Source organism: Actinoplanes derwentensis, assembly GCF_900104725.1.
GTDB classification, from domain to species: Bacteria; Actinomycetota; Actinomycetes; order Mycobacteriales; family Micromonosporaceae; genus Actinoplanes; species Actinoplanes derwentensis.
Window position 1 is genome coordinate 1,936,482 of sequence record NZ_LT629758.1, and the last position, 13,044, is coordinate 1,949,525.

Annotated in this window: 12 protein-coding genes, 1 pseudogene and 1 riboswitch; of the genes and pseudogenes, 4 read left to right on the forward strand and 9 right to left on the reverse strand. The window is 70.8% G+C overall.

Annotation, left to right across the window (positions count from 1 at the left end):
• Positions 1 to 39: 39 nt before the first annotated feature.
• Genes BLU81_RS08880 through BLU81_RS08900 form a run of 5 tightly spaced genes read right to left on the reverse strand, consistent with a single transcriptional unit; the run spans position 40 to position 4,687 of the window.
• The gene (locus BLU81_RS08880) at positions 40 to 621 is read right to left on the reverse strand and encodes a GNAT family N-acetyltransferase (RefSeq protein ID WP_157751418.1); all 582 of its coding nucleotides are present in this window, start codon (positions 619 to 621) and stop codon (positions 40 to 42) included.
• Positions 612 to 2,198, reverse strand: a complete 1,587-nt coding sequence (locus BLU81_RS08885; protein ID WP_092543308.1) for an amidohydrolase — start codon at positions 2,196 to 2,198, stop codon at positions 612 to 614. Before BLU81_RS08885 ends, BLU81_RS08880 begins: the two co-directional genes overlap by 10 nt.
• Entirely contained in the window at positions 2,195 to 2,599 is a 405-nt protein-coding gene (locus tag BLU81_RS08890) for an acyl-CoA thioesterase (RefSeq protein WP_092543310.1), read from the reverse strand. Before BLU81_RS08890 ends, BLU81_RS08885 begins: the two co-directional genes overlap by 4 nt.
• A complete protein-coding gene (locus BLU81_RS08895) occupies positions 2,596 to 3,948 on the reverse strand; it encodes an AMP-binding protein (protein WP_092543312.1) in 1,353 nt (450 codons plus the stop codon). The genes BLU81_RS08890 and BLU81_RS08895 overlap by 4 nt, the downstream gene beginning before the upstream one ends.
• Positions 3,941 to 4,687 (reverse strand): enoyl-CoA hydratase/isomerase family protein, encoded by a 747-nt coding sequence (locus BLU81_RS08900; protein WP_092543314.1) that lies wholly within the window; start codon positions 4,685 to 4,687, stop codon positions 3,941 to 3,943. The genes BLU81_RS08895 and BLU81_RS08900 overlap by 8 nt, the downstream gene beginning before the upstream one ends.
• A gap of 59 nt (positions 4,688 to 4,746) precedes the next feature.
• On the opposite strand from BLU81_RS08900, the gene BLU81_RS08905 reads away from it, so the two are divergent.
• Entirely contained in the window at positions 4,747 to 5,391 is a 645-nt protein-coding gene (locus BLU81_RS08905) for a TetR/AcrR family transcriptional regulator (RefSeq protein WP_231954315.1), read from the forward strand.
• A 162-nt stretch (positions 5,392 to 5,553) separates the two neighbouring features.
• Here the strand turns inward: BLU81_RS08905 and BLU81_RS08910 are convergent, their stop codons facing one another.
• From BLU81_RS08910 to BLU81_RS08920, 3 genes and pseudogenes are all read right to left on the reverse strand, one after another.
• Positions 5,554 to 6,510: a PQQ-dependent sugar dehydrogenase gene (locus tag BLU81_RS08910; protein ID WP_092543317.1), complete on the reverse strand. Its 957-nt coding sequence runs from the start codon at positions 6,508 to 6,510 to the stop codon at positions 5,554 to 5,556.
• 16 nt (positions 6,511 to 6,526) lie between these two features.
• Positions 6,527 to 7,402: pseudogene (locus tag BLU81_RS08915) on the reverse strand (SDR family NAD(P)-dependent oxidoreductase).
• Positions 7,402 to 8,145: an SDR family oxidoreductase gene (locus BLU81_RS08920; RefSeq protein WP_092543318.1), complete on the reverse strand. Its 744-nt coding sequence runs from the start codon at positions 8,143 to 8,145 to the stop codon at positions 7,402 to 7,404. Before BLU81_RS08920 ends, BLU81_RS08915 begins: the two are co-directional and overlap by 1 nt.
• Positions 8,146 to 8,249: 104 nt before the next feature.
• Between BLU81_RS08920 and BLU81_RS08925 the strand changes: the two genes are divergently transcribed.
• From BLU81_RS08925 to BLU81_RS08935, 3 genes are all read left to right on the forward strand, one after another.
• On the forward strand, positions 8,250 to 8,912 hold the full coding sequence (locus BLU81_RS08925) for a TetR/AcrR family transcriptional regulator (RefSeq protein ID WP_092543320.1): 663 nt from the start codon (positions 8,250 to 8,252) through the stop codon (positions 8,910 to 8,912).
• A riboswitch (cobalamin riboswitch) is annotated at positions 8,910 to 9,057 on the forward strand. (Overlaps the previous gene by 3 nt.)
• 55 nt (positions 9,058 to 9,112) lie before the next feature.
• Positions 9,113 to 9,970: a MerR family transcriptional regulator gene (locus tag BLU81_RS08930; RefSeq protein WP_092556800.1), complete on the forward strand. Its 858-nt coding sequence runs from the start codon at positions 9,113 to 9,115 to the stop codon at positions 9,968 to 9,970.
• Positions 9,971 to 10,005: 35 nt separating this feature from the next.
• Complete coding sequence (locus BLU81_RS08935; protein WP_092543322.1) at positions 10,006 to 10,725, forward strand: (2Fe-2S)-binding protein; 720 nt, start codon at positions 10,006 to 10,008, stop codon at positions 10,723 to 10,725.
• A 39-nt stretch (positions 10,726 to 10,764) separates the two neighbouring features.
• Here the strand turns inward: BLU81_RS08935 and metE are convergent, their stop codons facing one another.
• Positions 10,765 to 12,996 (reverse strand): 5-methyltetrahydropteroyltriglutamate--homocysteine S-methyltransferase, encoded by a 2,232-nt coding sequence (metE, locus tag BLU81_RS08940; RefSeq protein WP_092543324.1) that lies wholly within the window; start codon positions 12,994 to 12,996, stop codon positions 10,765 to 10,767.
• Positions 12,997 to 13,044: the final 48 nt, after the last annotated feature.

Consider the following 13,044-nt stretch of genomic DNA (forward strand, 5'->3'; position numbering starts at 1 on the left):
GTAGTCGCCGTCCAGCGCCGAAAAGTTCCCAGCGATCTATCAGAATGTGCGGAGTGCCTGCTGAACTGTGGGATCATCCGGTCCGATGCCGTAGCGGTACCGGTAGACGGCGAGCACTTGATCCCGTACCGAAGCCTCGGAACCGTCCCAGGAGGCGGCGATCAGCCGCAGCGGATGCGGATGGCCGCCGGGCTGGGTCGGGCGGTAGTCGCGGACCGGCAGCAGCACCGCGCCGAGCCGCTCGTAGAACACGATCCGCCGCTGCCGGATCAGCTGTTCATCGGCATCGATACCGGTCTCGTCCGGGTCCTCCACGTCGAGCAGGATCCGGGTGCATCCGGCGTCCGCCCAGTACGCGCACAGCAGCCGCCACATCGCCGAGCCCCGGCCGGTGCCCCGGTCGTGGACGGCGAAGTACCGCAGGAACACCCAGCCGGTCGGGCCGAGCCGCCGGGTCACCGCGAAACCCGCCGGACGGCCGTCCACGAGCAGCACCAGCATGTCGTCGGCCAACAGGTCGTCGAGCGGGGCCCGCAGTTCGGCGGGGAAGGCGTCCCGATAGATCGCCTCGGTCGCCGACAGTTGCGGGCCGTCGAGTTCCACCGCCGGGATCAGTTCCACCGCCACTGCCCTTCGATCATGGTACGTGACACCTGGATCCGCCCGATGTGGCCGGTGTCCACACTGGTGGGGTCGTCGGAGAGCACCGCCAGGTCGGCGAGTTTGCCGACCGTCAACGAGCCGGTGACGTGTTCACGGTGCGAGGCGAAAGCCGATCCGAGGGTGTACGCCCGCAGCGCCTCGCGTGCGGTGACCTGCTCGTGCCGGCTGAACGGCTGCCCGGAGGCGGTGGTCCGGTCGACCATCGCCTGGATGCCGAGCAACGGCGCCCCGATCGTCACCGGCCGGTCCGAGCTGCCCGGCAGCACCATTCCGGCGTCCAGCAGCGATCGCAGCCGGTAGGCGTCGCCGACCCGGCCGGGCCCGAGCGCAGCCAGCATCCCGTCGCCGATCTCCGGCACGAACCGGGCCTGCGGCACCCCGATCACCCCGAGCCGGACGGCCCGTTCCACCTGGTCGTGGCGGGCCACGCCGAAGTGTTCGATCCGGTGCCGCACGTCCGGGCGCGGCGTTTCCCGCTGGGCCTGCTCGTACGCGTCGAGGGCCAGGTCGATGGCGGCGTCCCCGATGGCGTGCGCGGCCACCCGCCAGCCGCTGCGGTGCGCGTTCACGATCGTCGCGGTCAGCGCGCCGGCGTCACCCTGCAGATAACCGGAGCCGGGCATGTCGGCGTAGTCGTGGCAGAGCGCGGCGGTGTGCCCGATCAATGATCCGTCGGTGAACACCTTGACCGGCCCGATCCGCAGCCAGTCGTCGCCGAAACCGGTGCGGATGCCCAGGTCCAGCCCCAGCGGCAGGCCGTCGGCGGGGTGCGCGGCCAGCGGGTGCAGGGCGTCGGCGGCGACCATCAGCTCGGTCCGCACGTGCAGCCGTCCCTGGTCTCTCGCGGCCTGGTAGGCGGCCAGTTCGACCGGGCTCTTGCCGATCCAGCCGCCGCCGATCCCGGCTTCGGTGACGCTGGTGATGCCCTCGGCCAGGTAGCGCCGCCCGGCCCGGTCGACGGCGTCGGTCAGCTCGTGCAGCGGGTAGGGCAGGACCAGTGCGTTCACCAGGTTCTGCGCCTGTTCCTGCAGCAGTCCGGTGGGCCGGCCGGTGGGGTCGGTGACGATCCGGCCGCCGTCGACGTCCCGGGCGTGCTCGTCGAGGCCGAGCATCCGCAGCACCACCGAGTTGACCACGCACATGTGCCCGGAGACGTGTTTGAGCCAGGCCGGGCGGGTGGGCGCGATCCGGTCCAGGTCGTCGCGGGTCGGGTGGCGGCCGATCTTGTTCTCGTCGTAGCCGCTGCCGATCAGCCAGCCGTCGTCGGCTTTCGCCGTGGCCAGGGCTTCCAGGACTGCGTCCATGCTGGTCAGGCGCAGGTCTACTTCGGCGAGGGTCAGCCCGTACCAGGCCATGTGGTTGTGGGCGTCGTGGAAACCGGGCACCACCGTGGCGCCGCCCAGGTCCACGGTCTCGCGGGCCGGGACCTCGTCGAGCGCGACGATCCGGCCGTTCAGAATCGCCAGGGCGGTGGCGTCGGGGCCGTCCACGGTGAGGAAACGGGCGTTGGTGAGCAGCAGATCGGCGGTGATCATGCGGACAGCTCCTCGAAGACGGTGCGGTACCAGTCGGACCACGGGACCGGGCGGCCCGTCGACGGGTCGACCTTGACGATCACGCGGTGACCGGTGGCGTAGACCGGATCGGTGCCGCAGGTGAACCCGTACACCGCGCTGGTGTTCCCGATCTTGAGACCGGTCAGTGTGACCGCCATCGGACCCGGTGCGGAGACCGGGGCCAGGAACTCCACGTGCAGCTCGCGGACCACGTAATGCAGGTCGGCCTTGCGCCCGGCCGGTGTGGTGGCACCGCCGGTTAGCTGCTCGAACAGGGCCGACTGGGCGCGTTCGACGTGCACCGCGAAACGGGCGTTGTGCAGATGCCCGTTGGGATCGAGTTCGTCGAAGAAGACCGGGCTGGCGAAGGTGAAGCTCATGACAGGAGGTTCTTCGCGACTCGTTCCGACGAGGTCATCGGCAGTTCGGCCCGGAACTCCCAGTAACGCGGCACCTTGAACCGGGCGAGGCGTTCGGTGCACCAGTCACGCAGATCGTTTTCGGCCACGTCACCGACGATGTACGCCTTGACCTCCTCGCCGCGCATCTCGTCGGGGACACCGGCCACCGCGGCCAGGCGCACGCCCGGATGATCCATCAGCACGCGTTCCACCTCGACGGCGGCGATGTTCTCGCCACTGCGCCGGATCATGTCCTTGATCCGGCCGACCAGGTAGACACGCCCCTGCTCGTCGAGTCGTGCCAGGTCACCGGTGGGGAACCAGCCGTCCCGCCACGGCGCCGGATGCCCGAGGTAGCCGTCGAACATGCCCGGGCCACGCAACAGCAGCTCCCCGGCGTCGTCGACACGGATCTCCCGATGTGCGGCGGGGCGGCCCAGACAACCGGTGCCGACCAGTTCGTCGTGCTCGTCCGCCCCGACCCGGATGTCGGCGCCGGTTTCGGTCATGCCGAACGCCTCGAACCACGGCACACCCCAGCGCTCCTCCAGGTCGGCGTGCCGGGACGGTGGAATGGCGGAGCACTGCACCACCCGTACCGCATGATCCTGGTCCTGGGAGTCCTGCGGCATCGCCAGCAGCAGGTTGGGCATCGCGCCGAGGCAGTAGAAGTAGGTCACCCGGTGGCGGCGCACGTCGGCCCAGAACGTCGACGGGTGGAAACCGTCCAGCACCACCAGTTCGGCACCGGACAGCAGGGCGGCGACCACGTTCCACTGCGGGTCGACATAGCTGAACGGCTGCGCCGTCAACATCACGTCCGAGTCGGTGAGGTGCGGGAACTCGTCCACCAGGCTGCCCGCCAGAGCCAGCCAGTAGCGATGGGACAACAGGCAGCCCTTGGGTACGCCGGTGGTGCCGGACGTGTACTGCACGTTGACGATCGCGGCCGGGTCGATCGGTTGCTGATCGAAACCGGGCTCGGGCTTCAGGTCGTCGAGGGTGTCCTCGGTGATCAGCAGGACCGCGCCGGAGTCGGTGAGCAGGTGTTCGGTGTCGGCGCTGCGGTACTTCATGTTGACCGGCACCAGCGCCGCCCCCAGCCGGGCCAGGGCCAGCCAGAGCAGGGGGAACTCGGCACGGTTCGGCAGCATGACGGCCACCCGGTCGCCTGCTGTGACACCTTTGCCGCGCAGGGCCTGGGCGTAGCCCGCGCTCAACTCGGACACCTCGGCGAATGTCAGGTTCTGTTCGGACGGGAAGCGCCACGCCGTCCTGGCCGGCCAGCGCTCGGCCGCGTCTGCCACGAGAGTCACCAGGTCAGTCATGGGCGAACTCCCGGCGCGGTGCCGCGTTCTCCCCGGTCAGGCTGGTGATCAGCGCGTGGTCCACCTCGACCGCGAGCGCCTGCTCCAGAGTCGAGTCGGTGCCCAGGTCGAGCACTCGCTTGGCCAGCTGCAGCGCCGCCCGCGGCCGGTCCACCAGTTTCGCGGCCAATCCGAGCGCGAACTCCTCGTGCTGCCCAGCCGGGGCGACCCAGCCGATCAGGCCGATCTGCCTCGCCTCGGGGGCGTGCACCCGATCGCCGAACAACAGCAGCTCCCGGGCCTTTGCCAGGCCGACCAGGTGCGGCAGCAGCCGGGACACCCCACCGGTGACACTGAACCCGACACCCACCTCCGGGAACCCGAACGCCGCCGGCTCATCGGCCACCACCAGATCGCAGGCGAGCGCGAACTCGCAGCCCGCGCCCAGCGCGTAACCGTGCACGGCCGCGATCACCACACCCGGATGGTTACGGATCCGCCGGGTCACCTCCTGGATGCGTTCGAGCCGGGCCCGGGTCTGCGGCAGCGTCTCCTTTTCCAGAGGCTCCTTCAGGTCGGCGCCGGAGCAGAACGCGCGGCCCCGGCCCGCCAGCACGACGACCGGGGCGTCATCGGCCCGGGCCTGATCCAAAGCGGCCAGCAGGTCCTCCACCAGCGCGGGAACGACGGCGTTGAGCCGCTCCGGCCGGTTCAGATGAATGCGGGCGACACCGTTGACGAACTCGTAATCCACGACCACCGCCCCACCATAACCGCTCCCGATCGATCGGTCGATCGGGAACCGCTAAGATGCTGCCTGTGACTGAACCGGCCGGCCGCCGGGTGCGCACCGCGGCCCTCGAACTCTTCGCCGAGCGCGGCTTCCACGGCACCGGCATCCGCGACCTGGCCCAGCGCGCCGGCGTGTCGACGGCGACGCTCTACCACTACATGGGCACCAAGGAAGACCTCCTGGCCGAGATCATGCGGGACAGCATGCGGTTGTTGCTGCGAGCGGCTTCCCCGACCGGCACCGGCGGTACGCCCACCGAACGCATCGCCCGCCTCACCCGGATCCACGTGCTCGCGCACGCGGCCCGCCCCTTGCACACCCGGGTAGCCGACGACGAGTTACGGGCCTTGTCCCCGGGTTCCCGGGCCGAGATCACCGCCCTGCGTGACGAGTACGAACGCTTCTGGCAGTCCGCCATCGACGACGGCGTGTCCACCGGCGAGTTCCGGGTCCAGGCCCCCGGCGTCGCACGCCTGGCCCTGCTGGAGATGTGCAGCGGCGTGGCCCGGTGGTATCGCCCCGACGGCCCGCTGACCGCGGGGGAACTGGCCGCCCGCTACGTCGAGATGGCGCTCGGCCTGCTCACCGTCGACGGCATCCGGCTGGAGCCGGACCCCGGCGCGGTCGGCGACATGGACCGCCTGGTCGCCGAACTCTGGCCGCCGTCGTGAGATCACCCGGCTGACGGGCACCCACAGCCTGTATCCGGGCGGTAGGAGCCAGTCGCGTTCCGCGCGGTCATGAGAACCGTCGCCGTCCAGGTCCAGGTCCAGGTCCAGAACAGTTTCGGCTAGGGGGTGCGCATGCGTCCCGTGGTCACCTCGGGCCCCTGGTCAGCCGGGGGGCAGGACTTCGGCCCGCAGGATGCGGTCGTCGCCCGGCCGGGCGACGGGTCCGCCCCAGGTGGCCCGGTCGGTGTTGGACGTGACGAGCCAGAGGGCGCCGGCGGGTGCCACCTCGACGGTGCGGATGCGCCCGTAGTCACCCTCGAAGTGGGCGATCGCCGCACCGGTGGCCTCGCTGCCGTCGACGGGAAGCTGCCACAGCCGCTGGCCTCCCAGCGCACCGATCCACAGAGAACCCTCGGCGTAGGCGGCTCCGGAGGGTGAGGCGTCGTCAGGGTGGACGTTGCGGTGCCCGGAGGAGTACACGGGTGAACCGGAATCGGGGTTGTCGCCAGGGATCGAGCCGTCCGGCCGGATCCGCAGGATCTTGCCGTTGAGGCTGGCGTCATCGGCGGCGTTCTCCGGTTCGAAGGCGTCGCCGGTGCCGCCCCACAGATTACCGTCGGGCCCGATCGCCAGGCGGCCGCCGTGGTGGCGGTCGGCGGTCTCGATGCCGTCGAGCAGGACGCGCTCGCGGGTGAGTGACCGGTAGTCTGCGGAGATGCGCAGGGCGACGATCCGGTTCTGCTCCGCGCCGGAGACGGACGCGTAGACGGTACGGTCCGTGGCGAAGTCCGGCGAGGCGACGATGCCGAGCAACCCATCTTCGGAGCTCACTCGCACGTCCGGCACGATGCCGACCGGGGTGGCGGCGCCGCCCGTTCCGGGTATGCGCTTGATGAGTCCGGTGATCCGTTCGGACACCAGTGCGGAGCCGTCGGGCAGGAACGTCAGGCCCCACGGCGCCGACAGGCCGGTGGTGAGTTCGGTGGGTCCGGCGAGCGTCGCTATCGGGGCGCCGCTGCGGACCGGTCCGGTCCAGCCGCCGGCGCCGGACTCCGAGGTGCACCCGGTCAGGGCGAGGCCGGCGGTCAATCCGGTCGCTATCAGGCGGCCGAGGACCATGAAGCCTCCACGGGGGTCATGACGGTAGCCGGAGGGTTTCGCCGAAGCCGAGACGGTGAACGAAAGCCTCCCGGGTGAGGTCCGCGAAGGCCATCACGTGGTCGACGCCGGCCTCGGTGAAGTCGACGACCGTCCGGAAGGGCTTCTGCCCGCGGGGCAGTGCTAGCACGCGGGCGATCTCGTCGGCGACACCCTGCGGGTCCGGGTCGACGTCCTGCCGTACCAGTGCGGCGGTGGCCTGCTCGTTGCGCGCGACCAGCGGATCGAGGGCGGAGTAGGCGGCGGTGACGGCGGTGTCGGAGGCACGACTGGCGTTCGGGAAGTGCGAGGTGCCCCGGGTGATGGCTCCCGGCATGACGATGCTGGTCTCGATGCCGAACTGCGACGCCTCGTAGGACGTCACCACGGCGAGTGCGTCGAACGCGGCCTTCGACGCGACGTACGGGCCGAGGAACGGTGGGGTCGTCACGATGATCGTGCTGCCGACGTACAGAAGCGTGCCGGAGCGTTGCTCCCGCAGGTACGGCAGGGCGGCACGATTGACCCGGTGGGCACCGACCGCGTTGACGTCGATCAGGTGCGTGAGGTCGTCGTCGGTGAAGGCTTCGACGTAACCCACGTACAGATGACCGGCGTTGTTGATCACGACGTCGAGGCGGCCGGACTGCTAGACCACCGAGCGGACGGCCTTGTTCGCGGACTCCTGAGAGGTGACGTCGAGCTCCAGGGCGTGCAGGTTCTCGACGGCGGCGAACTCGGCCGAGGCGGCGGTGCCGTCAGCGCTGGCGAGGGAGCGCACGCTCGCATGGACGGTGTGTCCCAGCCGGGCGAGTGTGAGTGCGGTCAGCCGGCCGATGCCGGTGCTGGAGCCGGTGATGAGGACCACGGCCATCAGGCGGCACCGCCGTTGGTGTAGAGGACCTGGCCGTTGACCCAGCGGCCCGGTCCGGCGAGGAACGCGGCCACCTCGGCGATGTCCTCGGGGGTGCCGAGGCGTTCCATCGGGTTGAGCGAGGCGATGTGGTTGATGACCTGCTCGCTCTTGCCTTCGAAGAACAGCGGCGTGGCCGTCGGGCCGGGTGCGACGGTGTTGACCATGATGTCGCGGCCGCGCAGCTCGCGGGCGAGGACGAGGGTCATGGCCTCGACGGCGCCCTTGGAGGCGGCGTAGGCGCCGTAGGTGGGCATCTGCAGCCGGGTGATGGACGTCGAGAAGGTGATGATCGCTCCACCCGCGCGCACCTGCCGGGCGGCGAGCTGGCTGACCACGAAGGTGCCGCGCACGTTGGTGCGCTGGATGCGGTCGAAGGTGTCGAGGTCGGTCTGCGCGATCGGCGCGAGCGGCATGATGCCCGCCGTGTGCGCGACGACGTCGACGCCGCCGAAGGTGTCCGTGGCGTGCTGGAACAACGCCGCCATCTCCGCGGGGTCGGCGACGTCGCCGCCGAACGCGGTGGCCTGGCCGCCTGCGGCGACGATCTGCTTCACCGCGTCCTCGGCCTTGGCCTCGTTGCCGCTGTAGTGCACCACCACGGCGATGCCGTCGGCGGCCAGGCGCTCGGCGACGGCGCGACCGATGCCGCCGGATCCTCCGGTCACGATGGCGACGCGGGTGGGAGTGAGGTTGCCGGACATGTGCCCTCCAGGTATGTGGACTAGGTGTCCATATAACCGTAGCGAGATAAAGACTAGTTGTCCACTAATCTGAGGGCGGAGTTGTCGAGACGAGAGGAACGACCATGGCTGAGCAGTCGTCGCCCCCGGTGGCACCGCAGCGACGAGGACGTGGCCGCCGGCCGGCCGCCGAGGTCCGGGCAGGCGTGTTGCGTGCCGCCACCGAGCTGCTGCTGAGCGAGGGGATCAAGGCGGTCACGTTCGACCGGGTCGCCACCGCGGCCGGCTCCAGCAAGATGACCCTGTACAAGTGGTGGCCGTCCGCCGGGGCACTGGCAGCGGAGGCCTACTTCACCCACAGTGAACCCATTCTGGAGTTCCCCGACACCGGCGACATCCGCGCCGACATCACCGCACAGCTCTGCACCTTCGTCAGGCTCCTCAACACCGACGGCACCGGCGCGATCCTCGCGGGACTGATCGGGGTGGCGCAGACCGACCCCGAGCTGTCCGCGGCGTTCTCACTGCACTACTCGGCCACCCGCCGCGCGCTCGCCATGGCGGCCTTCGAACGGGCCCGCGAGCGTGGTCAGCTGCGCGACGACCTCGACCTCGGCATTCTCGTCGACCAGCTCTGGGGAGCGTGCTACCACCGCCTGCTCATCCCCGACGCCCCCCTGACCGAGGAATTCGCCATCGCCCTGGTCGACAACGCCCTCGACGGCGCGGGGAATAGGGCGGCCGGGACGAGACGATCGGTGTCGGGACGGATGGGGCGTACCCCGTAGGATGGGTGGGCAGTCGGTTCGCCCGGTTCGCCAGATCGGGTGTCGTAAGAGGGAACCCGGTGGGAAGCCGGGACTGCCCCGCAGCGGTGAGTGGGCGACGGTGCGTGCCCGCGAGTCCGAATACCTGCCACTGCCCGCGCCTGACCTGGTGTGGTGTTGTCGGTGACCTCGAGGGCGGGTCGGCGGTGGGAGAACAGCTGATGATGCACGCGCCGGTCGAGGAGCGGCTGAGTGCCGGGATACTCGCCCGGCGGCTCGGTGTCGCCCCGACCACCTTGCGGACCTGGCACCAGCGGTACGGACTCGGCCCGTCCGGGCACGAGTCCGGGCGGCATCGGCGCTACACCTCGCACGACGTCGCCGCGCTGACCGTGATGGCGCAGCTGACCACCCGAGGAGTGCCCGCGGCCGAGGCCGCCCGGCAGGCCCGCCGCGAGACCACATCATGGACTGCCGACCGTCCGTGCGGTGACCCTGGTACCGACGCGGAAGCCCGTGGGCTGGCCCGGGCCGCCCGCCGGATGGACGTGCTCACCCTGCGGGAGACCCTGGCGGCCTCGGTGGCCGGGCATGGTGTCGTGCACACCTGGCACACCATGGCCGGGCCCGCGTTCAGTCACATCGGGCACGCCCGCTACCCGGAGACGCGCAAGGCGATCGCGCGGCGGCTGCTCACCCGTACCCTCAGTGAGGTTTTTGCCGCGGTGCCCCGCCCACCTGCGGGTACGCCGGTCTCGGTGCTGCTGATGGCCGCCGACCACGGCCGGGACGTGGCCGCCCTCGACGCACTCGCCGCCGCGCTCGCCGAACGCGGAACCGCTTCGATACACCTCGGCGCCGGCCTGTGCGGGGAGGTGATCGGCGGCGCGGTGGCCCGGGCCCGGCCCGCGGTCGTGGTGCTCTGGTGCGACGGTCCCGGACCGATGCCGGCGGAAATCCTCGCACCCTGCATCGGTGACCCGGCGTGGCGGCCGGCCGTCGTCGAAGCCGGACGAGGCCGGGCGTGCCCACACCTCGCCGACGCGGTGGCGGCAGTCGCCGGGCTGGTCGCGGCGTGACCCTTCGAAAACAGGATGGCCGGAACGGTCGCGGCGTGACCGGGGCGGCTCTGGAAGCGGCGGCCCGGCTCGGCCCCTACTTCGCGTGGGAACCCTACGACGGTGAACCCGGCTGGCGGCCGGTGCGGGAACTGCTCGACCCTGACGTGATCGCCCAGCGGGTTCGGATCGGGCGGCGGACCCTGGCCGGGCTCGGCGGGCTGGACCACGCGGACATCGACGAGCGGGCCGCGGCGTCGATCATCTTCCTCGGGCTCGCGTCGCGGCTGCTGTCACCGCTGCTCGGGGCGGTGGCCACCGGCGGCGTCCTGCCGATCGCCGACGTGGAACGGCTGTGGTGGCGGCAGGTCGAGGCGGGACCGATTCCGATCGCCTGGCACGGACTCGACAGCGGGCCCGGCACAGCCGAACTCTTCTCGCGTACCGCGATCCGGGGTCTGGTCGAGCCGGTGCTCGACGTCTTCCGTGAGCGGTTCCGGCTGTCGCCGCAGGTGCTGTGGGGCAATGTCGCCTCGGCGCTGGGCGGTGCGGCGGGCATGATCGCCGACGCGATGCCGGGCGCCGCCGAAACCGCCGCGACCCTGGTCACCGGGTGTCTCGAACTGCCGCCACTGCGGGGAACCGCCACCCTGACCCGGCCCGATCCGGCGCGGGCCCGCTGGTACCTGGCCCGCAACAACTGCTGCCTCTACTACCGCATCCCCGGCGGCGGCACCTGCGGCGACTGCGTGCTGAACACCCGGCGGCCGGGTTAGGAGGGTTCGGGCGCCCGAACCCTCCACCCGCGCAGAGGGCTAGCGCAGTTCAGCGGCCGCCGCTACCAGGTGACGCAGGGACGCCTCGGTCTCCTCGTACCCGCGGGTCTTCAAGCCGCAGTCCGGGTTCACCCACAGGCGGCGCGCCGGAACCGCCTCGGCCGCGAGCCGCAACGACGCGACGACCTCCTGCTGGGACGGCACGCGCGGCGAGTGGATGTCCCACACGCCTGGGCCGACGCCGCGGCGGTAGCCGATGGTGGCCAGGTCGTCGAGCACCTCCATCTTGGAACGGGACGCCTCGATGCTCGTCACGTCCGCGTCGAGGGCGTCGATCGCGCCGATCACCTCGCCGAACTCGGAATAGCACAGGTGGGTGTGGATCTGGGTGGCGTCGGTGACACCGCTGGTGGCCAGGCGGAACGCGCCGACCGCCCAGTCCAGGTAGGCCTTCTGGTCGGCGCGGCGCAGCGGCAGGGTCTCCCGCAGGGCCGGTTCGTCGACCTGGATCACCGTGATCCCGGCGGCCTCCAAGTCCACCGTCTCGTCACGCAGAGCCAGCGCGACCTGGTCGGCGGTGTCCGGCAGCGGCTGGTCGGTGCGGACGAACGACCAGGCCAAAATGGTGACCGGGCCGGTGAGCATGCCCTTGACCGGCTTCGCCGTCAGCGACTGGGCGTACGTGGACCAGGCCACCGTCATCGGGGCCTTGCGGGACACGTCACCGTGGATGACCGGCGGGCGCACGCAGCGGGAACCGTACGACTGGACCCAGCCGTGGTCGGTGGCGGCGAAGCCGTCGAGTTGTTCGCCGAAGTACTGCACCATGTCGTTGCGTTCCGGTTCGCCGTGCACCAGCACGTCCAGGCCCAACTCCTCCTGCAGCCGGATCACCCGCTCGACCTCGGCTCGCATCAGCGCGGCGTAGGTGGAGTCGTCGATGGTTCCGGTCCGCAGGTCGGCGCGGGCCCGCCGCAGTGCCGCGGTCTGCGGGAACGAACCGATCGTGGTCGTCGGCAGTTCCGGCAGATTCAGGCGCGCCTGCTGCGCGTCGGCGCGGTCCGGGTAGGCGCCGCGCTCCCGGTCGGCGGGGGTCAGCGCGGCGAGGCGGGCGCGCACGTCACCGTTGTGCCAGGCTTCCGGAGCAGACTGCGGCGGTACGGGAACATGAGCCGTGCCATCGCGCAGCGCTTTGCCGAGCAGCACCACCTCGTCGACCTTCTGCCGGGCGAACGCCAGCCGTTCGAACAGCTCCGGGGCGAGCCGCGTCTCCACCGACAGGTCGACTGGCACGTGCAACAGCGAACACGACGTGGACACGGCGACGTGATCGGCTAGCGCGGTGACGGTGGCGCCGACGGTGATGGCGGCACGCAGATCGGTACGCCAGATGTTGTGCCCGTCGACCAGCCCCGCCACGATCGTCCGGCCACCCAGCGGGCCGGCCGCGGCGAGACGGCGCACGTTGCCCGGGCCGGCGACCAGGTCCAGACCGATCGCCTCGACCGGGGTGTCCAACAGGGCCGGTAGCGCGTCGCCGATCTCGACGAAGTAGGTGGCCACCAGGATCCGCGGCCGTTTCGCCAGCTCACCGAGGCGGGTGTAGGCGCGGCGCAGCCCGTCGATCTCGGCCGGGGTGCGGTCGGCGACGTAGGCCGGTTCGTCGAGCTGCACCCATTCGACGCCCGCGTCGGCGAGCACGTTCAGGATGGTGGCGTACACCTCGACCAGTTCGTCGAGCCTGGCGAACGGGTCGGCACCCTTCGCCAGCAGCAGGAACGTCGCCGGGCCCACGAGCACCGGACGGGTCGTGATGCCCAGGCGCTGCGCTTCCTCGTACTCGGCAAGCGGCTTGGTGGGGTTGGGGGTGAAGGTCGTCTCACCGTCGATCTCGGGAACCAGATAGTGGTAGTTGGTGGCGAACCACTTTGTCAGTTCCAGAGCCGGTTCGGCGTCGACACCGCGCGCCATCGCGAAATAGGTGTCCAAGGCGGACAGGCCCAGCCGGGTGAACCGGGCCGGAACCGCGCCGACCGCGACGGCGGTGTCCAGGACGTGGTCGTAGTAGGAGAACGTGTTCGACGGGATGCCGTCCAGGCGGGCGTTGCGCAACTGCTGCCACACCTCGGCGCGCAGTTCGGCGGCGGTGTCCGCCAGTGCGGCGGCGCCGATGCGGCCCGCCCAATACGACTCGACGGCCTTCTTCAGCTCACGGTTGGCACCGATACGCGGATAGCCGAGCACCGTGCTCTGACCGAAAGTGCTGCTCACGGATGGGTCCTCTTCCCTCGAAGTGGCCGACGGGCACACCGAGAAGGA

Excerpts from the sequence above, each read along its gene's own strand:
- BLU81_RS08885 (WP_092543308.1), bottom strand. The coding sequence starts at position 2,198 with ATGATCACCGCCGATCTGCTGCTCACCAACGCCCGTTTCCTCACCGTG.
- BLU81_RS08890 (WP_092543310.1), bottom strand. The coding sequence starts at position 2,599 with ATGAGCTTCACCTTCGCCAGCCCGGTCTTCTTCGACGAACTCGATCCC.
- BLU81_RS08895 (WP_092543312.1), bottom strand. The coding sequence starts at position 3,948 with ATGACTGACCTGGTGACTCTCGTGGCAGACGCGGCCGAGCGCTGGCCG.
- BLU81_RS08910 (WP_092543317.1), bottom strand. The coding sequence starts at position 6,510 with ATGGTCCTCGGCCGCCTGATAGCGACCGGATTGACCGCCGGCCTCGCC.
- BLU81_RS08920 (WP_092543318.1), bottom strand. The coding sequence starts at position 8,145 with ATGTCCGGCAACCTCACTCCCACCCGCGTCGCCATCGTGACCGGAGGA.
- BLU81_RS08925 (WP_092543320.1), top strand. The coding sequence starts at position 8,250 with ATGGCTGAGCAGTCGTCGCCCCCGGTGGCACCGCAGCGACGAGGACGT.
- BLU81_RS08930 (WP_092556800.1), top strand. The coding sequence starts at position 9,113 with ATGATGCACGCGCCGGTCGAGGAGCGGCTGAGTGCCGGGATACTCGCC.